Here is an 18,402-nt window from a genome sequence, read left to right as displayed (position 1 = left end):
GGTTCGGGCGCGTAGCTGTGCGCACGTTTCATTGCGACCAACCGCGGAGAGAGGGATGTCCAGAGTAACACGCGCGGCGCTGCTGGGGGTGATCGTGTTTGCGGCGCCCGTGCTCGGGCGCGACGATGGCCGTTACGCCAATTCTCCGCTCAAGTCGTGGTTCGAGAGCTTGCAAAGCGAATTTGGACAGTGCTGCACCAATGCTGACGGATACATTATCTCCGATCCGGATTGGGACACCGACGGCGTGCATTATCGTGTTCGCATCGATGATGAATGGGTGAAAGTGCCCGATGGCGCCGTCATCAAGCAGTTCAACCGTGCCGGATGGACCATGGTGTGGAAGCATTACCTCGATGGTCATCCCAAAGTCCGGTGCTTCATGCCAGGCAGCATGAGCTGAACCGCGCTGCGGCGTCCGGACACGCTGGTGGCATGCATTGCTACCGAGGCAGGGCCGCCGCCCTTCGAGGGCCGCTGAAGAGGCGACCACCTCAGGGTAACGGGGAGAAAGTTGCGGCGCCGCTCTAACCCCGTCATTGCGAGCGTAGCGAAGCAATCCAGAATCTTTCCGCGGTGACAGTCTGGATTGCTTCGTCGCAAGAGCTCCTCGCAATGACGACGTGGTGGCAGCCTCGTCTCTTCACGCCGACCGCCGCCGCGGCGCCGGCCGCGGCTTCAGCATCGTATCGCCCTGAGCGAGCAGTCGCCCGTCCTCGGCGTGCATTTCCAGCTTCTTCACCGGGCGGCCTTTCGCGCGATCCACCAGAATGGTCGCGATCTGCTCCGGGTGATCGTCGAACTCCTCGCTCCATTGCCGAAGCGCGACCAGGATCGGGAAGAGGCCGCGGCCCTTCGGTGTCAGCACATATTCCTGGTAGGCGCTGCCGTCGGAGGCGGGGGCCATTGCCAGGATGCCGTGGTCGACCATTGATCGCAGCCGCACGGACAGAATGTTCTTGGCCATACCGAGCTTGCTTTGAAACTCGCCGAAGCGGCGCACACCGAGCAGCGCCTCGCGGATGATCAGGAGCGACCACCAGTCGCCGATCGCCTCCAGCGCCCTTGCGACCGGACAACCGTCGCCCTCAAAGCTCGTTCGTTTCACCATCGTCCTGGCCCTGTCGCGTTCGCCCGATTTCCGCGTCGATCACGCGCTTGTGTGGTTGCATCATAAAACCATTTAGCCTACATGGCAATCAAGTTTCATTATGCAACCACTGGAGGCGAGCTTGAGGCTGAAAGACAAGACGGCACTGATCACCGGCGGCAACAGCGGCATTGGACTGGCGACGGCAAAGCTGTTCGTGGCCGAGGGCGCCAAGGTCATCATCACCGGGCGCAACAAGGAGACGCTGGCGGCCGCCGCGAAGGAGCTCGGTCCGAACGCGCTCGCGGTCGCGGCCGATGCAACCGACATCGCCGCGACGGAAGCCGCGATCAAGCAGGGCACCGAGAAGTTCGGCAAGCTCGACATCGTGTTTGCCAATGCCGGCATTCCCGGCGGCACGCCGCTCGGATCGGCGACGCTCGAAGTGTTCGAGAAAGTCATTAGCACCAACCTCACCGGCGTGTTCTTCACTGTGCAGTCGGCGCTGCCTTATCTCAACGACAACGCTTCGATCATCCTCAACGGCTCGGTGATCTCCGTGCTCGGCATTCCCGGTTATTCCGCGTATGGCGCGGCGAAGGCCGGCGTGCGGGCGATGGCGCGGATCATGGCCTCGGAATTGTCGCCGCGCGGCATCCGCGTCAACGTCGTTGCGCCCGGTGCGATCCGCACGCCGATCTGGGGCGCCGCGATCGCAACACCCGAAGCGGAGAAGGCGTTCGAGACGCGCATCGGGTTGTCGACGCCGTTGGGGCGAATTGGTGAACCAGATCACATCTCGAAGACGGTGCTGTTCCTCGCCTCCGACGATGCCGGACACATTCAGGGCCAGGAGATCTTCGTCGATGGCGGCGCGGTTGCATCGCCAGCGGGCGCACCGATTTATCGCGGTTGATCGACGTTGGCGAAAATTGAATCGGTCGGTGCGCGAGACACGGTTGCGCCGGCCGGTTCCCACATCTCGCGAGATGTATTTTCTGAAGCTTGCGTGATGCGTTGAACCTTAGCGCGTGGTGCCAAGACCTTTCTACGGGCAGGGGTCATAAGACTCATTTTGAAGGAGCCCGTTATGCCAAAAGCAGCACGCATTTTTGCTCCGATTTCAGCACCGCGCATTTACACCGAGCGTTCCGCAGTTCCCGCCAAGCACTCCGACACGTCCGAGTTCATCGGAGTCGCCATCTTTTCCGGCATCGGGCTTTTCATTTCCCTTCTCGCCGTGATCCTGGGCGTGCAGGGCGCCTGGTTCTAGTCCACGCGATCCGTCAGCCGCCGCCGGAGTCCGGCAGCGGCCGTCGTCGGCGTAACCTTACGCCGCGCGCAAGCTGGTGGCCGCCTGGAGCGCGCCGGCCAGCGCCTTCTCGCGATGTTCGGGGCCGACCTGAATGCCATCGGCGCTGATGAATTCAGGATTGGTGACGCCCATGAAGGCGAACACGCTGCGCAAATAGGTTTCGAGATGCTCCAGCGAAGCGGCCGGTGAGCCCGCGCCGTAATAGCCGCCGCGCGAGATCGCAACAATCACCCGCTTGCCGCCGGCAAGGCCCTGCGCTCCGCTTGCGTCGTATTTGAACGTCTTCCCCGCTACCAGGACGCGGTCGATCCAGGCCTTGAGCTGGCTCGGAATCGTAAAATTGTACATGGGCGCGCCGATCACGACGATGTCGGCGGTGAGGAACTCGTCGAGCGCGGCCGCGCTCGCCGCGAGGTCGGGGCCGAGCTCCGCAGGCGCGGGCGCGCCTTGCGCGGCTGCAAGATGCGAGCCCGAGAGGTGGGCGAGCGGGGCCTGGGTCAGGTCGCGATAGACGACATCGAGAGAGGGCGTCGCCTGCCGCAGCCGATCGACGATGGCGGCGGAAACCTGCCTGGAGACGGAGTGAGGGCCGAGCACGCTGGAGTCGATATGGAGGAGTTTCATTTGGGTCACCCATGGTATATGTTTGTAACTGAGACTACATGAGTGACTGTCGAAATCTCCGCAAGAACGCACTTTTTTGAGCCATGGGCACATCTTTGGAACCGACACACAGCCATTTGCCTGCCTTGCAGGCGCCGCACCCCGACCATGCCGACTGCCGCGGCGTAGCCTCGATCCTCGCGCGCGTCGGCGACAAGTGGAGCGTGTTCGTCATCATGATGCTGAGCGATGGGCCAAAACGCTTCAATGAGCTGAAGCGGATGATCAACGGTATCTCGCAGCGGATGCTGACCCTGACGCTGCGTGGCCTCGAGCGCGACGGCCTCGTCACGCGCACGATCTTTCCGACCATCCCGCCGCGCGTCGATTACGAGCTGACCGATCTCGGCCGCGGGTTGCAGCAGCCGGTAAAGGCGCTGGGCGAGTGGGCGATAGCGCATCAGGAACAGATTGCGTCGGCGCGCACCCGCTTCGACGAGCGGAATAGCTCCTAGAGCAGTGAGACCAATCCGCCGCCGTGACGTTCGAGCCGGCCGGCGAGCTCCAGCTCCAGCAAAATCGTGCGCACGATCGCGGGCGAGGCGCCGGACATGCGCACGAGATCGTCGATCGAGATCGGCGTGGGGCCGAGCAGGCCCGTGATCTGGTCGCGGTCGTGCCCTTGCGGGTCGCTCTCGAACGGCTCGCTGTCGGGCTCGCCTACGGGATGCATCAGCGGCCGCTCCATGATCGGTGCGACAGCGTTGACGATGTCGGCGGCTTCGGTGACGAGGGTCGCGCCCTGCTTGATCAGATCATTGGTGCCGGCGGCGCGCGGATCGAGCGGCGAGCCGGGGACTGCGAACACTTCGCGGCCCTGTTCGGCGGCCATGCGCGCGGTGATCAGCGAGCCCGAGCGATGTGCGGCTTCCACCACGACCACGCCGAGCGAGGCGCCCGAGATCAGCCGGTTGCGGCGGGGGAAATCACGCGCGCGCGGCTCGTGGCCGAGCGGCATTTCGGAGATCGCCGCGCCTTTGTGGTCGAGGATCGCGGCGAGCAGGTCGCCGTGCTCGGGCGGATAGATGCAATCATGGCCGCCGGCGAGCACCGCGATCGTTCCGCTCTCGACGCTCGTGCGATGCGCGGCCTGATCGACGCCGCGGGCGAGCCCCGAGATGACGATGAAGCCGGCTTCGCCGAGTTCGCGCGCGAGCTGGCCGGCGAACTTCAAGCCCGCGCCGGAGGCGTTGCGCGAGCCGACGATGGCGATCATCGGCCGCATGAGCGTTGCGTTGTCACCGCGCACGGCGAGCAGCGGCGGCGCATCGTCGAGCGTCGCCAGCCGCGCCGGATAGCCGTCCTCGCCGGGCGCAAGCCAGGCGATGCCAAACCTGCTGCTTGCGGCGAGCTCGGCCTTGGCTTCATCCGCGCTGCAGATGCGCCCCGATCGCGCCGCACCGCCCCGGCGCGCCAGATCCGGCAGCCGCTCCAGTGCGGCGCGCGCCGTGCCGAAATGATCGACCAGCGAACGGAAAGTGCGCGGTCCGACATTGTCGGAGCGGATCAGCCGCAGGCGGTCGATCCTGTCGGCCTCGGTCAGCTCCACGCTTGGATTGATGGCGTCCACGGCGTCTCCTTGTGGGCGCAGCATGGAACAACCTGAGGGCGTGGGCAACAGCGGCGTGCGCTTGCGCGGCCTCGTCGCGATGCTAAAAGCGATCCCAATAAGAAGGATTTTGCCATGATCTCACTCGCCGACCTCCAGCGCCGCATCGCCAGCGGTGAGCTTTCGCCCGATGACGCCATCGCCCAGTCGCACGCGGCGATCGAGGCACGCGAGAAGGACGTTCGCGCCTTCGTCCGTCATGACAAATCCGCGAAGGCGCAGGCCTCCGGCCCGCTGCGGGGCATCGCGGTCGGCATCAAGGACATCATCGACACCGCCAATATGCCGACCGAGATGGGGTCGGAGATCTATCGCGGCTGGCAGCCGCGCGCGGACGCGCCTGTTGTGATGATGCTGAAGCGGGCGGGCGCCACCATCATCGGCAAGACCACGACGACGGCGTTCGCCTCGCGCGATCCGACGGCGACGCTCAATCCGCACAATCTGGGCCATACGCCGGGCGGCTCGTCCTCCGGTTCGGCGGCCGCCGTCGGCGCCGGCATGATCCCGCTGGCGCTGGGCACCCAGACCGGCGGCTCGGTGATCCGGCCGGCAGCTTATTGCGGCGCTGCTGCGATCAAGCCGTCGTTCCGGATGCTGCCGACCATCGGCGTCAAATGCTATTCGTGGGCGCTCGACACGGTCGGCCTGTTCGGATCACGCGCGGAGGATCTCGCGCGCGGATTGCTGGGGATCACCGGGCGCACCGAATTCGACGGCATCGTCCCGGCGAAAGCGCCGCGCGTCGGCGTGGTCAGGCAGGAGTTTGCCGAAGCCGTCGAGCCGGCGGCGGACGAGGGCTTGCTCGCGGCGATCAAGGCGGCGGAGCGTGCCGGCGCCAGCGTGCAGACCATCGACCTGCCCGAGAGCGTGAAGGAGGCCTGGCGCATCCATCCCGTCATCCAGGATTTCGAAGCGCATCGCGCGCTGGCCTGGGAATTCGACCAGCATCACGACGAGATCGCGCCGATGCTGCGCGAAAGTCTCGACGCCACCGTCGGACTGACGCCGAAGGAATACGATGACGCTCGCCGGATCGCCCGCCGCGGCCGTCGCGAGCTCAGCGAGCTGTTCGAGGGTTACGACGTGCTACTCACCTATTCGGCCCCGGGCACCGCGCCGGCCAAGGAGCTCGCCTCGACCGGCTCGCCTCGCTACAACCGGCTGTGGACGCTGATGGGCAATCCGTGCGTCAACGTGCCCGTGATGAAGGTCGGTGGCCTCCCGATCGGCGTGCAGGTGATCGCGCGCTTCGGCAACGATCCCGCCGCGCTGGCGGCGGCGTGGTTCCTGGAGAATGCGCTGGCGAAATCAGGCTAGCGCAAGCGCGGCCACGGGCAGGGTGCGTTGGGCTTCAGTGCCTGTCGCGCCTTGCCCGAGCCAGCGCTCGGCGGCTTCGCGGCCGCTTCGGTGCAGCAGACGGATGAAGCCGCGGCCGAGATCGGTCGACGAGCGCTGCGCGAGGCCGTCGACGGAGTCTTCGGCCGCGATTTTTCTAAGCCGCAGTGCGGGCGCCGCGTGAGACTGCGCCCATGCGATCGCCGCGATCTCGGCCTTGAGGGCGGCGTTGGCGGCGATCTGGTCGAGGCGGCGGTCGATCGCGGCGAGCGTGATCGGCACGTAGCTATCGCGCGTGGGTGTGACCTGGACGAGCAGCAGGTCGGCGGTTGCCGATTGCTGCGCCAGTTTTATCAGCGGCGGATTGCCGCCAAGGCCGCCGTCCCAATAGGCCTCGCCGTCGATCTCGACGGCGCAGTGAACCAGCGGCGGGCAGGTCGAGGCCAGCGCGACGTCGGCGGTCACAGCGTCATTGCCAAAAATCTGCTGCTGCCCGTCGCGGATCCGCGTCGCCGCGATCAGGAGTTTTGGGCATTTGGCATCGCGTAAGCGCGCAAAATCGATGTCGCGCGACAGCGCCAGGCGCAGCGGATCGAGATCGAACGGATCAAACTGGCCGGAGCGCAGCGTCGGCCCGAACGCGACCGAGCTTCCCGCCGGCGAAAAGCCGCCGATCAGCATCAACGAGCGGAACGAGGCCTCATGCATCAGCCGGATCCAGAACCGGTTCAGCCGGCTACGGGCACCTTCGCGGCCGCCTTCGGCAAGGCCGCAGGCCAGCAGCAGCGCGTTGATGGCGCCGGCGCTGGCGCCGCTGATCGTGTCGAATTCGATGTCAGGCTCTTCCAGCAGCCGCTCCAGCACGCCCCAGGTGAAGGCGGCGAACGTCCCGCCGCCTTGGAGCGCCAGTGACAATTTTCGCGGCGGCCATTGCTCGGCGCGCATCTGCGCTGGCGCAGCAATGGTGACGCGCTCGACCGCTGTGGGAGCTTGCAATACGGGAGCAGATGGGGGAGCGGAGACAGGCTTCGGCGCGGGAGGCGGCGAGGGCACGTCGGACCAGATGTTGGTCGATGAGAGCAGCCGGCTTGCCGCAGTGCCCTGCGAGCCGTCGTCATCATGCGTGCCGTCAATCTTCTCGCTCATTCTGAGCAACCGCGTAACGCCATTTTCTTTGTCAGGATGGCAGGCATGGAGCTTGTTCGCTACTGCCACCCGCGCGCCGGACGGAAGTTGCGAACAGGAATTGGCATATAATGCGGAGGCCTTGTGGCGGTATCCGTACTTTTTCCGGCTTTACGCCTTCTCGCCGATCCGGCTTTCCTTGCCCGCTTGCAAGCGCTTGATGTTCTCGCGATGCGCGTAGAACAGCAGCAGCGTCAGCACCACGGCCAGCGCGGCCAATGCAAGGTGGCCGAACCACCACAGGAATAGCGGCGTGATGAACGACGCCACCAGCGCCGAGAGCGAGGAGTAGCGGGTCGTGAAGGCGGTCGCGAGCCAGATCAGGCAGAACACCACCATCGCCGGCCAGAACAGGCCGAGCAGGATGCCGATGTAGACAGCAACACCCTTGCCGCCTTTGAACTTCAGCCAGACCGGGAAGAGGTGGCCGAGGAAGGCGCCGAGGCCTGCCACCATCGCGGCATTGGGGCCTGCGATGGTGCCGGCGATCACGACTGCCGCCGTACCCTTGAGCGCATCGAGCAGCAGGGTGCCCGCGGCGAGCCCCTTGCGTCCCGTGCGCAGCACGTTGGTGGCGCCAATGCTGCCGGAGCCGATCGCGCGCAGATCCTGCGTGCCGGCAAGCCTGGTCAGCACCAGCCCGAACGGAATCGAGCCGAGCAAATAGCCGATGACGAAGGCCACCGGCAGGAATGCATCAAGCGCCATGGCAGTATCTCCATGGCTGACATAGCCAGCGCCCATGCCTGCACCTCCGCACGTCAGACATGCTCGTAAACCGTTCGCCCGCCGACGATGGTCCTGATAGCGCGGCCTGTAAAGCGGGCTTCGTCGAACGGGGTGTTCTTGCAGGGCGATTTGAGGTCGGCGGGATCGACCACCCAGGGCACATCGGGATCGATCACGATGACGTCGGCCGGTGCGCCGGTGCGCAGGGTTCCGCCCGGCAGGCCCAGGATCTCCGCCGGCCGCGTCGACATCGCCCGGATCAGCGTCTTGAGGTCGAGCTCTTCGTTGTGAACCAGCCGCAGGCCCGCGGGCAGCATGGTCTCGAGGCCGATGGCGCCGGGAGCTGCTTCCGCAAACGGCAGGCGCTTCATCTCGACGTCGTGCGGATTGTGGTCGGACATGATGACGTCGACGAGGCCGGAGGCGACAGCCTCCACCAGCGCGCGGCGATCGTCCTCGGTGCGCAGCGGCGGCGACAATTTCAGGAAGGACCGGTAGGGGCCGATGTCGTTCTCGTTCAGCGCGAGATGGTTGATCGAGACCGAGGCGCTGACGGCAAGACCTGCGTCGCGGGCGCGCTTCAGGATCTCGAGCGACTCGATGCAGGACAGCGACGCCGCGTGATAGCGGCCGCCGGTCAGTGCAACCAGGCGCATGTCGCGTTCGAGGATCACGGCCTCGGCGGCTTTCGGGATGCCCATCAGGCCGAGGCGCGAGGCGAACTCGCCCTCGTTCATCACGCCTTCGCCGACGAGATCGGGATCCTCGGTGTGATGCACGATCAGCGCGTCGAAATCGCGGGCGTAAGTCAGCGCGCGCCGCATCACCTGCGCGTTGGTGACGCTGCGGTCGCCATCGCTGAAGGCGACGGCGCCGGCGGCCTTGAGCAGGCCGAACTCGGTCATCTCCTCGCCGCGCATGCCCTTGGTCAGCGCGGCCATCGGCTGGATGTTGACGATCGCGGTGTCGCGCGCGCGCCGCATCACGAAATCGACGGTCGCCGAATTGTCGATCACCGGTGAGGTGTCGGGCTGGCAGATGATGGTGGTGATGCCCCCGGTCGCGGCCGCCTGGCTCGCGGAGGCAAAGGTCTCGCGATGGCTGAAGCCGGGCTCGCCGACGAAGGCGCGCATATCGATCAGGCCGGGCGCCACGATCTTGCCGGAGCAATTGACGACGTCGGTGCCCTCGGGGACGCCGGCCGCACCGATGCCGCGACGGGTCTCGCGGATGATGCCGTCGGCAATCAGGACGTCGCCGGGGCCGTCGAAATCCCTGCTGGGATCGACGACGCGGGCGTTGGCGAGCAGGATGGGGCGGCGGTCGATCAGCATGGGCATCACGCGTTCGGCAGGTTACGGGCGAGCGCTTCGAGCACGGCCATACGCACGGCCACGCCCATCTCCACCTGTTCGCGGATCAGGGACTGCGCGCCGTCGGCAACCGCAGTGTCGATCTCGACGCCGCGGTTCATCGGGCCCGGATGCATCACGAGCGCGTCGGGCTTGGCGTAGGCGAGCTTCTTCTGGTCGAGGCCGAAATAGTGGAAATATTCGGAGGTCGACGGCACGAAGGAGCCGTTCATGCGCTCGCGCTGCAGCCGCAGCATCATGACGATGTCGGCGCCGTTGAGCCCCTCGCGCATGTCGCGCGCGACCTCGACGCCCATCCGCTCGATGCCGGGCGGCAGCAGCGTGGAGGGGGCGACGACGCGGACCCGGGCGCCCATGGCGTTGAGCAGGATGATGTTGGAGCGGGCCACGCGCGAATGCAGCACGTCGCCGCAGATCGCGACCACGAGGCCCTCGATCCGGCCCTTGTTGCGGCGGATGGTGAGCGCGTCGAGCAGCGCCTGGGTCGGATGCTCATGCGCGCCGTCGCCGGCATTGATCACGGAACCGTCAACCTTGCGGGCCAGCAGTTCCACCGCGCCGGAGGCGTGATGGCGCACCACCAGGATATCCGGGTGCATGGCGTTGAGCGTCATCGCGGTGTCGACCAGCGTCTCGCCCTTCTTGATGGACGAGGAGGACACCGACATGTTCATGACGTCGGCGCCGAGGCGCTTTCCCGCGAGCTCGAACGAGGACTGGGTCCGGGTCGAGGCCTCAAAGAACAGGTTTACCTGCGTCCGTCCACGCAGGACGGTGCGCTTCTTGTCAACCTGGCGGTTGAGCTCGACATATTCTTCGGACAGGTCGAGGAGGCCGCTGATGTCGGCCGCGGAAAGGCCCTCGATGCCCAGCAAATGCCGGTGGCCGAGGACGAAGGTCGATTTCGATGTCATTAAAGCGAGAGCTATAGGCGCGGATGGCTGATGGAGCAAGGGCCAATGCCGAGGCGGGGAGTTATCCCCCGATAGTGCTGCTTTCTCCGTCATGCCCGGGCTTGTCCCGGGCATCCACGTTCTTGCACGCTCGCCGCAAAAAGGGCGTGGATGGCCGGGACATAGGCGAGCGGAAGCGACGCCGTCCTTCAGACGGCTAAGCCCGGCCATGACGATGCGGAGGCATCTCGTGAAATCAATTCGAATTGCGATTGTATTGATAATGTCCATCTCGTCCGCTTCCGCCCAATCGCTCCCTGGCGGCTTCGTTTATCTGCGCGACGTCGATCCCAGCATCATCCAGGACATCCGTTACGCCAGCTCCAGCAATTTCATCGGCCGGCCGCTCGCCGGTTACGGCGCCGGCGAGTGCGTGGTGAAGCGCGAAGTCGGGCTGCGGCTGAAAGCGGTCCAGCAGGAGCTGGCGGCGCAGAATTTGTCGCTCAAGATGTTCGATTGCTATCGGCCGGCGCGCGCCTCGCTCGACATGGTGAGATGGTCGCAGAACGGCCGCGAGACCGCGGCCGACCGGCGCTACAATCCGCGGATCGCCAAGACCGAACTGTTTCGCCTCGGCTATATCGCGAGCCGCTCGCAGCATTCGACGGGTGCGGCGCTGGATCTCACGCTGGTCGATCTCAAGGCTGACAATTCCGCCAGGATCGATTCCGCAAAATCCTATGCCGACTGCACGGCGCCGGTCGCGGCGCGGCTGCCGGAAGGCAGCGTCGACATGGGCACCGGCTATGATTGCACGGATGCGAAGGGGCATACCGCAGCACCGTCGATCACAGGGGATCAGCGCGCCTGGCGCAAGCGGCTGGTGGCTGCGATGGCGAAGCAAGGCTTTGTGAACTATTCGAAGGAGTGGTGGCATTTTTCCCTGCCGGGGGCGAGCGGGGCGGCCTATGATTTCCCGATCCAGCCGCGGCGGAACTGATTCCGGCAAGGAAACAAGATGACCCAGCCGAGCTTCGCGACCCACGAGGTCCTCAACCAGTCGCCGCCGTTCGAGGACATCGACCTGTTTGCCGTGGACCAGCCGCTGGTCGAGGCCGTCAAGGCCAATGGCGGTGCGGCGGCGGAGCGGGAGCTGTCCGAGTTCGGCAAGCATTGGGGCTCGGCGGCGATGGCCGATCGCGGGCGCGCGGCGAACGAGAACACGCCAAAGCTGCGGAGCTTCGACGCCAAGGGCAATCGCCGCGACCAGGTCGAGTTTCATCCAGCCTATCACGAACTGATGGCGCACAGCGCCCATGCGGGCGTCCACAATTCGACCTGGACCGCGGATGGAAAGCCTGCGGGCGGTGCGGCCGAGGTCATTCGTGCGGCACGATTCTACATGGCTTCGCAGGTCGAGACCGGCCATCTCTGCCCCATCACGATGACGCGCGCCTCCGTCGCGGCGCTGGCGATGCAGCCGGATCTGCTCGGCAAGGTGATGCCGGTGCTGTCGACCAGGAGCTACGATCCCGGCTTCACGCCGTGGTGGGACAAGCGCGGCATGACGCTCGGCATGGGCATGACCGAGAAGCAGGGCGGCACCGATGTGCGCGCCAACATGACGCGCGCCGTGCGCGATGGCGGCGCCTATCGTATTACCGGCCACAAATGGTTCATGTCGGCGCCGATGTGCGATGCGTTCCTGGTGCTGGCGCAGGCCGAGCAGGGACTGACTTGCTTTTTCATGCCGCGCTTCGCGCCTGACGGATCGGTCAATGCGATCCAGTTCCAGCGGCTGAAGGACAAGCTCGGCAATCGTTCGAACGCGTCGTCCGAAGTCGAGTTCGTCGGCGCCTATGGCGAACGCGTCGGCGACGAGGGCAAGGGCATCCGCACCATCATCCAGATGGTGCAGCTGACGCGGCAGGACTGCGCGATCGCCTCGGTCGGCCTGATGCGCTCGGGGCTCGCGCACGCGCTGCATCACGCCCGTCACCGCAGCGTGTTCCAGAAACATCTCGCCGAGCAGCCCTTGATGCAGGCGGTGCTGTCTGACATGGCGCTGCATGTCGAGGCGAGCACAGCGCTGGTGATGCGGCTCTGCCGCGCCTTCGACCGTACGCCGCACGATGCGACTGAAGCCGCCTATATGCGGCTGCTGACGCCCGCGATCAAATACTGGACCTGCAAGAGTGCGCCGCCGTTCCTCTATGAGGCGATGGAGTGCCTTGGAGGCAACGGTTATGTCGAGGACGGCATTCTGGCGCGTCATTACCGGGAGTCGCCGGTCAACGCGATCTGGGAGGGTTCGGGCAACGTGATGTGCCTCGACGTGCTCCGCGCGCTCTCGCGCGAGCCAGAGGCTGCGACGGCGGTGCTGCAAGGTCTTGCAGCCGAGACGAAAGCTCTGCCCGGGGCAGGCGAGGCCGTTGTGTTCATCGGCAAGACCTTCCGCCGCGCAGATGGCGAGCGCGTCGCGCGCCTTGCCGTCGAGAAGCTGGCGCTGCTGGCCGTTGCCGCCGCGCTGAACGGCGTCTCACCGCACCACGCCGAACTCTTCGCCGCGACGCGCCTCGCGAATAATCACGCCAGCATGTACGGCGCGGTCGAGCTGGACAGTGGCGACGTACATGCGCTGCTGGAGCGGGCCCTGCCGTGAGCCTGCCAAACGAAGGCCTCTTGATGGACACCCTCAATCCCGATCATCCGCCGCTCGTCATAACGCCCGCCGGCTATGCGCCGCGCGTCTGGAAGTTCTGGGGCACGGCGCTGTGGGGCCTGCTCGTCTTCGTCGCGATGTTCGTCGGCCAGGTCGGGGCGGTCCTGTTGCTAGTGGCCATGCGTGGGCTGCCGCTCGACATGGGCTCGATCCAGCTCGTTGGGAAGGAGCCGCAGGCGCTGGCGCTGTCGGTGATCATGGGGCTGCCTGCGACGCTCGCGGCGGTGTGGCTCGCCATCCGCATCAAGAAGGCCTCCTTCGTCGACTACCTCGCGCTGCGCTGGCCGACCTGGAAGCAACTCCTGCTCGGCGCCGCCGGGCTCATCGTGACCGTGATGGCCTGGGAGGTGGTGTCGCGATCGCTCGGCCGCGAGGCCACGCCGGGCTTCATGTCCGATCTCCTGAAATCCGGCCGTGACAAGGGCGCGGCGCTGCTGCTGCTGTTCGCTTTCAGCGTGGCGGCGCCGATGTCGGAGGAGGTGCTTGCGCGCGGCTTCCTGTTCCGCGGCTGGTCGGCGAGCTTTTTGCGCGTGCCCGGCGCGATCATCCTGTCGTCGCTGGTGTGGACGGCGGTGCACCTGCAATACGATCTCTACTTCCTCGCCGAAGTCTTCTCGATCGGCCTGTGGTTCGGCTACATGCGCTACCGCGCCAACTCGCTCTGGCTCACCATCGTGCTGCATGCGCTGAACAACATGACGGCGGTGGTGCTGACGATGTGGCTGGGCGAGTGAGGCACTCGAGGTCTAGGCCACCAGCGCGATCGCGATCGGCATCGTGATCGCGGCCAAAATCGTCTGCAGCGTGATGATCTGTGCCAGCAGCGGCGCATCGCCGCCCATCTGGCGGGCCAGCACGTAGGCGCTGGGCGAGGTCGGCACCGCGGCGCAGATCGCGACGATTGCGAGGTTGGTGCCGGACAGGCCAAACCAGACGGCGAGCGCTAGCGCAATTGCGGGCATCAGCGCCAGTTTGAACGCCACGCCAAGGGTCACGCCCACACTCGGGCGGAGCAGGCCCTTGAGTTGGAGGCCGGCGCCGGTGACGAGCAGGCCGATGGCGAGCGAGGAGCGGCCGAGCGCGTCGGCGACCTCGTGCCAGATTCTTGGCAGCGGCAGGTGGACCACATTGACGAAGAGGCCGATGATGCAGGCCCAGATCAGGGGATTGCGGATCACGGTCATGGCGATTGCGCGCGCTGATTGCTTCTCGGGCGATGCGTAGTGTGCGAGCACGGCGACGCTGAACACGTTCACGAGCGGAATGATCGCGACCATCGCGACCGAGGCCAGCGCCAGCCCGACATCGCCGTACAGATTGGCGGAGACGGAGAGGGCGACGTAGGTCTGCCAGCGCGTCGCGCCCTGGAAGATCGAGGTGAAGGCGGGGCCATCGATGTCGAGGCGCGACAGCGCCGGACGCAGCGCGAGGCAAAGCAGCGACATCGCGAGCGCCGCCAGCAGCAGCGCGCCACCTACGCCGGCGACCGGCACTCTTGAAAGGTCAGCCTTCACCAGCGTCTGGATCAGCAGCATGGGGAACAGCACGAAATAGGTCAGCCGCTCCAGCCCGTGCCACTGCGTGTCGAGCCGCATCAGGCTGTGCCGGAGCACGACACCGAGCACGATGAGGATGAAGACCGGCAGCAGCGCCGCGATCACCACGAGCATCGGGTCAGCCAGTCTCTGAGCGTAGATTGGCGAGCCGGTCGAGCGCGCCCTGCAGGATGAAGATGGCGGCGTGCTCGTCGATCACCTCGGCGCGCTTGGCGCGGCTGACGTCCATGCCGATCAGCTCGCGCTCGACCGCCGCGGTCGAGAGGCGCTCGTCCCAGAGGCCTATGGGGAGCGTGGTGAGGTTGGCCAGATTGCGCGCAAAGGCGCGGGTCGACTGTGCGCGCGGGCCCTCGCTGCCGTCCATGTTGATGGGCAGGCCGAGCACGAAGCCGACGACCTTGCGCTCAGTCGCGATGGCGAGCAGGCGGCCTGCGTCCTGCTTGAATGCCTTGCGCTGGATCGTCTCGACACCGGTCGCGAGCCGGCGGTCCGGATTGGACACAGCAACGCCGATGGTCTTGGTGCCGAGGTCAAGGCCGATCAACCCGCCGCGTTCGGGCCAGTGGGTTGCAGCATCGATCAGGGGCAGGATAAGAGCGGGCATGGTTTAGCGCATATCACGCGTCGCGCAGCGGAGTGAACCCACAACGATGGACGCACTGACATTATTCGGCCTGTTCGCCGTGACGGCGATGCTGGTCTGCTATGCCCTGGAGGACCGCAGCCACTGGTTCGTGCTGCTGTTTGCTGCGTCCTGTGCGCTCGGATCCGCGTACGGCTTCCTGCAGGGGGCCTGGCCGTTCGGCCTCGTCGAGGCGATCTGGGCCTTCGTTGCGCTGCGGCGGTGGTTGGTCAAGCCGCGATGATTTCGTCGTCACTGGTCAGGCAGGCGAGGAAGCCAGCGAGCGCGCTGGTTTGATGGCCGGCGGTTCGCTGGATGAATAGGGTCTCGACGCGCCCATGCGATGGGCTCAGCGGATGCATCGTCACGCTGCCGTTCATCGCGCTGCGCTCGACCACCGCACGCGGCAAGAGCGTCACCCCCATGTCGGCGGCGACGCAGCCGATCATGCCGTCGAGCGTACCGAGCTCGAAGCGCGCGGCCGATGGCCAGCCGAATTCGACGAAAATCTGCTCGAGCCGCTGCCGATAGGTACAGCCGGTGCGAAACACCAGCGCGGTCGGGCCCGACTCGGGCGTGCCGGCGCGCAGTTCAGCAAGCGAGGCCCAGCGCCGCGCGCTGACCAGCACCAGCTCTTCGCGGAACGCGCTTGTTACGGTGAGGTCGGCATGCGCGATGGGGCCTGCGACGAAGGCGCCATCGAGCGTGCCGTCGAGCACGCCGGCGACGAGATCGGCGGTCGGCGATGTGCGCAGGCTCAGACGCACCGCGGGGAAGCGGCGGTGGAAATCGGCCAGCAGCGGCGGCAGCCGTACTGCAGCCGTCGTCTCCATCGAGCCGATCGAGAGCGGTCCCTTCGGCTCACCGTCGTCGCGCGCGGCGAGCACGGCCTCGTGCGATAGCGCAGCCATCCGTTGCGCATAGGGGAGGAGACGTTTGCCGGCGCTGGTCAGCGCCATGCCGCGGCTATGGCGCTCGAACAGCGGCGTGCCGATCTCGGCCTCCAAGGCCTTGATGCGCTGGGTGACGTTGGATTGCACCGTGTTGAGCTCTTCGGCGGCGCGGGTGATGCCCCCGGTGCGGGCGACCGCGGCAAAGGTCTGGATGTCACTCAGTTCCATGGCATCGTTTCGCTTTTGTGATGGCAGCGTTCATAATAATTCATTTTTCGAGAATGTTAGTTGCGCCTAATGTTTCTGTCCAGAGTGAGAGATCCCATGCCGATCGCCACGCCGCTGACGGAGCTTCTCGGGATCAGGCATCCGATCCTGTCGGCGCCCATGGACACGATCGCGGGCAGCCGGCTGACCCGCGCCGTCAGCGAATCCGGCGGTTTTGGCATCCTCGGCGGTGGCTACGGTGATCGCACCCGACTTCAGGCCGAGGCGGCAGAGCTGAAGGGCTTTGCACCGTTCGGCATCGGCTTCATCACCTGGAGCCTGGCGAAACAGCCCGACCTTCTCGACATCGCGCTCGACGCGCGCCCGCAGGCCGTCATGCTGTCATTCGGCGATCCCGCGCCGTTCGCGCCGCAGATCAAGGCGAGCGGTGCGCGGTTGATCTGCCAGGTCCAGAGCGAGGACATGGCGAAGCAGGCCCTCGATGCCGGCGCGGAGATATTGATCGCGCAGGGGACCGAGGCGGGCGGCCATGGCGCGTCGCGCACCACGGTCGATATCGTGCCGGCGATCGTCGATCTCACGGCCGGGCGCGTGCCTGTCGTTGCAGCCGGCGGGATCGCCGATGGCCGGGGCCTCGCCGCAATGATGATGCTCGGCGCCTCCGGCGTGCTGATCGGCACGCGCTTCTATGCGAGCGTGGAGGCCAATGGCGCCGCGGAAGCGAAGGAGCGCATCCGCACGGCCGGCAGCGATGACACCGTACGCGGCGTCGTTCCCGACTGGTCGCGAAAACTGTTCTGGCCCGCCCCGTTTACCGCGCGAACGCTGGTCAACGGCCATATCAAAAGCTGGACCGGCCGAGAGGTCGAGCTGATGCAGCGCGCAGACGAAGTCGCCAAACATTATTTCGCGGCGAAAATGGCGGGCGATTTCGAAATCGCGGCCGTCTTCGCGGGAGAAGCGGTCGGCCTGATCCATGATATTCCACCGGCGGCCGAGATCGTCGAGCGGATTGCGTCCGAGGCCGAGCAGCTGCTTGCCGGCCAGCGCAATTCCATCGCATCGCTCGCCTGAACCAAGAAAGACACGCCATGTGGCCTGACCGTCGACTGATCGATCTCTTCAAGACCGAATTTCCGATCGTGCTGGCGCCGATGGCCGGCGTGATGGACGCGGAGTTGGTGATCGCCGTGGCGCAGGGCGGCGGACTTGGCTCGTTGCCGAGCGCGATGCTGTCGCCGGAGAAGGCGCGCGAGCAGGTCAACGTCATCCGCCAGCGCGTGACGGCGCCGGTGAACATGAACTTCTTCTGCCACACGCCGATCGAGCTCACGGCGGACGCCGAAGCGCGCTGGAAACAGCGGCTCACGGGCTACTATACTGAGCATGGCCTCGATCCGTCAGCACCGATCAATGCGGCAAACCGCGCACCGTTCGATGCCTCTTTCTGCGAAGTCGTCGAGGAGCTGAAGCCGGAGGTCGTCAGCTTCCATTTCGGCCTGCCGGAGGCGGCGCTGCTCAAGCGCGTCAAGGCGGCGGGCTGCCTCGTCATTTCGTCCGCCACCACGGTGAAGGAAGCCGTCTGGCTGGAGCAGCGTGGCGTCGATGCCGTCATCGCGCAGGGCGCCGAGGCCGGTGGCCATCGCGGCATGTTCCTGACGGACAAGATCTCGGAGCAGCCCGGCACGTTTGCGCTGGTGCCGCAGGTCGCCGATGCCGTGAAGGTGCCGGTGATCGCGGCCGGTGGCATCGCCGACGGGCGCGGCATTGCTGCCGCCTTTGCGCTCGGCGCCTCCGGCGTGCAGATCGGCAGCGCTTACTTGCGCTGCCCGGAGTCCAAGGTCAGCGCAGGCGGCCGCAAGGCGCTTGCCGAGGCGCGAGACGATTCCACCGTCATCACCAATGTGATGACCGGCCGCCCGGCGCGTGGTGTCCAGAACCGCCTGATGCGCGAGGCCGGCCCGATCTCGCCGGACGCGCCGCCGTTTCCCCATGCGGCGACGGCGCTGGCGCCCTTGAAGACGGCTGCCGAAAAGCAGGGCAGGGTGGATTTCACCAATCTCTGGGCCGGACAGGCCGTGGCCCTGGGCCGCGAAGTCCCCGCCGCCGAATTGACCCGGGATCTCGCCAAAACGGCGCTGGCCCGTATGAAGGCGCTGGCCGGCTAGGCGCTGGCGCCGGTTGCG

21 protein-coding genes are annotated in these 18,402 nt (G+C 66.1%); 11 read left to right on the top strand and 10 right to left on the bottom strand.

Features of this window, described 5'->3' with window-relative positions:
• Positions 1 to 55 precede the first annotated feature (55 nt).
• Positions 56 to 403 carry a hypothetical protein gene (locus K3F49_RS00255; RefSeq protein WP_234678794.1) on the top strand — a complete coding sequence of 116 codons (348 nt, stop codon included), beginning with the start codon at positions 56 to 58 and terminating at the stop codon, positions 401 to 403.
• A 240-nt stretch (positions 404 to 643) separates the two neighbouring features.
• Here the strand turns inward: K3F49_RS00255 and K3F49_RS00250 are convergent, their stop codons facing one another.
• Positions 644 to 1,111 carry a winged helix-turn-helix transcriptional regulator gene (locus K3F49_RS00250; protein WP_234678793.1) on the bottom strand — a complete coding sequence of 156 codons (468 nt, stop codon included), beginning with the start codon at positions 1,109 to 1,111 and terminating at the stop codon, positions 644 to 646.
• A 121-nt stretch (positions 1,112 to 1,232) separates the two neighbouring features.
• Here K3F49_RS00250 and K3F49_RS00245 point away from each other — a divergent pair, with 121 nt between their 5' ends.
• Complete coding sequence (locus K3F49_RS00245) at positions 1,233 to 2,006, top strand: SDR family oxidoreductase (RefSeq protein ID WP_234678792.1); 774 nt, start codon at positions 1,233 to 1,235, stop codon at positions 2,004 to 2,006.
• A 174-nt stretch (positions 2,007 to 2,180) separates the two neighbouring features.
• A complete protein-coding gene (locus tag K3F49_RS00240; RefSeq protein ID WP_234678791.1) occupies positions 2,181 to 2,363 on the top strand; it encodes a hypothetical protein in 183 nt (60 codons plus the stop codon).
• 57 nt (positions 2,364 to 2,420) lie between these two features.
• On the opposite strand, the gene K3F49_RS00235 is transcribed toward K3F49_RS00240, so the two are convergent.
• Positions 2,421 to 3,029: an FMN-dependent NADH-azoreductase gene (locus K3F49_RS00235; RefSeq protein WP_234678790.1), complete on the bottom strand. Its 609-nt coding sequence runs from the start codon at positions 3,027 to 3,029 to the stop codon at positions 2,421 to 2,423.
• Positions 3,030 to 3,112: 83 nt separating this feature from the next.
• Between K3F49_RS00235 and K3F49_RS00230 the strand changes: the two genes are divergently transcribed.
• Positions 3,113 to 3,523, top strand: coding sequence for a winged helix-turn-helix transcriptional regulator (locus tag K3F49_RS00230; RefSeq protein WP_234678789.1), 411 nt, complete (start codon positions 3,113 to 3,115; stop codon positions 3,521 to 3,523).
• Here the strand turns inward: K3F49_RS00230 and dprA are convergent.
• Positions 3,520 to 4,662: a DNA-processing protein DprA gene (gene dprA, locus K3F49_RS00225; RefSeq protein WP_234678788.1), complete on the bottom strand. Its 1,143-nt coding sequence runs from the start codon at positions 4,660 to 4,662 to the stop codon at positions 3,520 to 3,522. The genes K3F49_RS00230 and dprA overlap by 4 nt on opposite strands.
• Positions 4,663 to 4,752: 90 nt before the next feature.
• On the opposite strand from dprA, the gene K3F49_RS00220 reads away from it, so the two are divergent.
• Positions 4,753 to 5,997 carry an amidase gene (locus K3F49_RS00220; protein ID WP_234678787.1) on the top strand — a complete coding sequence of 415 codons (1,245 nt, stop codon included), beginning with the start codon at positions 4,753 to 4,755 and terminating at the stop codon, positions 5,995 to 5,997.
• Here the strand turns inward: K3F49_RS00220 and K3F49_RS00215 are convergent.
• The 4 genes from K3F49_RS00215 to K3F49_RS00200 form a co-directional block, all read right to left on the bottom strand.
• Positions 5,989 to 7,161, bottom strand: coding sequence for a patatin-like phospholipase family protein (locus tag K3F49_RS00215; protein WP_234678786.1), 1,173 nt, complete (start codon positions 7,159 to 7,161; stop codon positions 5,989 to 5,991). The genes K3F49_RS00220 and K3F49_RS00215 overlap by 9 nt on opposite strands.
• A 150-nt stretch (positions 7,162 to 7,311) precedes the next feature.
• The gene (gene plsY, locus K3F49_RS00210) at positions 7,312 to 7,908 is read right to left on the bottom strand and encodes a glycerol-3-phosphate 1-O-acyltransferase PlsY (protein ID WP_234678785.1); all 597 of its coding nucleotides are present in this window, start codon (positions 7,906 to 7,908) and stop codon (positions 7,312 to 7,314) included.
• Positions 7,909 to 7,961: 53 nt separating this feature from the next.
• On the bottom strand, positions 7,962 to 9,263 hold the full coding sequence (locus tag K3F49_RS00205; RefSeq protein ID WP_234680542.1) for a dihydroorotase: 1,302 nt from the start codon (positions 9,261 to 9,263) through the stop codon (positions 7,962 to 7,964).
• 5 nt (positions 9,264 to 9,268) lie between these two features.
• A complete protein-coding gene (locus K3F49_RS00200; RefSeq protein ID WP_234678784.1) occupies positions 9,269 to 10,216 on the bottom strand; it encodes an aspartate carbamoyltransferase catalytic subunit in 948 nt (315 codons plus the stop codon).
• Between the two features lie 262 nt (positions 10,217 to 10,478).
• On the opposite strand from K3F49_RS00200, the gene K3F49_RS00195 reads away from it, so the two are divergent.
• Genes K3F49_RS00195 through K3F49_RS00185 form a run of 3 tightly spaced genes read left to right on the top strand, consistent with a single transcriptional unit; the run spans position 10,479 to position 13,651 of the window.
• Entirely contained in the window at positions 10,479 to 11,195 is a 717-nt protein-coding gene (locus tag K3F49_RS00195) for a M15 family metallopeptidase (RefSeq protein ID WP_234678783.1), read from the top strand.
• Positions 11,196 to 11,213: 18 nt separating this feature from the next.
• Complete coding sequence (locus K3F49_RS00190; RefSeq protein ID WP_234678782.1) at positions 11,214 to 12,857, top strand: acyl-CoA dehydrogenase family protein; 1,644 nt, start codon at positions 11,214 to 11,216, stop codon at positions 12,855 to 12,857.
• A 23-nt stretch (positions 12,858 to 12,880) separates the two neighbouring features.
• Positions 12,881 to 13,651, top strand: coding sequence for a CPBP family intramembrane glutamic endopeptidase (locus K3F49_RS00185; RefSeq protein ID WP_234680541.1), 771 nt, complete (start codon positions 12,881 to 12,883; stop codon positions 13,649 to 13,651).
• 12 nt (positions 13,652 to 13,663) lie between these two features.
• Here K3F49_RS00185 and K3F49_RS00180 read toward each other — a convergent pair whose 3' ends face one another.
• Together K3F49_RS00180 and ruvX are read right to left on the bottom strand one after the other, a co-directional pair.
• On the bottom strand, positions 13,664 to 14,587 hold the full coding sequence (locus K3F49_RS00180; protein ID WP_234678781.1) for an AEC family transporter: 924 nt from the start codon (positions 14,585 to 14,587) through the stop codon (positions 13,664 to 13,666).
• A 4-nt stretch (positions 14,588 to 14,591) separates the two neighbouring features.
• Complete coding sequence (gene ruvX / locus K3F49_RS00175; RefSeq protein ID WP_234678780.1) at positions 14,592 to 15,077, bottom strand: Holliday junction resolvase RuvX; 486 nt, start codon at positions 15,075 to 15,077, stop codon at positions 14,592 to 14,594.
• A 46-nt stretch (positions 15,078 to 15,123) separates the two neighbouring features.
• Here ruvX and K3F49_RS00170 point away from each other — a divergent pair, with 46 nt between their 5' ends.
• The gene (locus K3F49_RS00170; RefSeq protein WP_234678779.1) at positions 15,124 to 15,339 is read left to right on the top strand and encodes a hypothetical protein; all 216 of its coding nucleotides are present in this window, start codon (positions 15,124 to 15,126) and stop codon (positions 15,337 to 15,339) included.
• On the opposite strand, the gene K3F49_RS00165 is transcribed toward K3F49_RS00170, so the two are convergent.
• A complete protein-coding gene (locus K3F49_RS00165) occupies positions 15,326 to 16,216 on the bottom strand; it encodes a LysR family transcriptional regulator (protein WP_234678778.1) in 891 nt (296 codons plus the stop codon). The genes K3F49_RS00170 and K3F49_RS00165 overlap by 14 nt on opposite strands.
• A 96-nt stretch (positions 16,217 to 16,312) precedes the next feature.
• Between K3F49_RS00165 and K3F49_RS00160 the strand changes: the two genes are divergently transcribed.
• Both K3F49_RS00160 and K3F49_RS00155 read left to right on the top strand, forming a co-directional pair.
• Positions 16,313 to 17,290: an NAD(P)H-dependent flavin oxidoreductase gene (locus K3F49_RS00160; protein WP_234678777.1), complete on the top strand. Its 978-nt coding sequence runs from the start codon at positions 16,313 to 16,315 to the stop codon at positions 17,288 to 17,290.
• Positions 17,291 to 17,307: 17 nt separating this feature from the next.
• On the top strand, positions 17,308 to 18,384 hold the full coding sequence (locus K3F49_RS00155) for an NAD(P)H-dependent flavin oxidoreductase (RefSeq protein ID WP_234678776.1): 1,077 nt from the start codon (positions 17,308 to 17,310) through the stop codon (positions 18,382 to 18,384).
• The last annotated feature ends 18 nt before the right edge of the window (positions 18,385 to 18,402 follow it).

The organism is Bradyrhizobium monzae (assembly GCF_021458635.1).
Lineage (GTDB): Bacteria > Pseudomonadota > Alphaproteobacteria > Rhizobiales > Xanthobacteraceae > Bradyrhizobium.
Note: the sequence above shows the minus strand (reverse complement) of the source record. Positions and strands in the feature narration are given on the sequence as shown.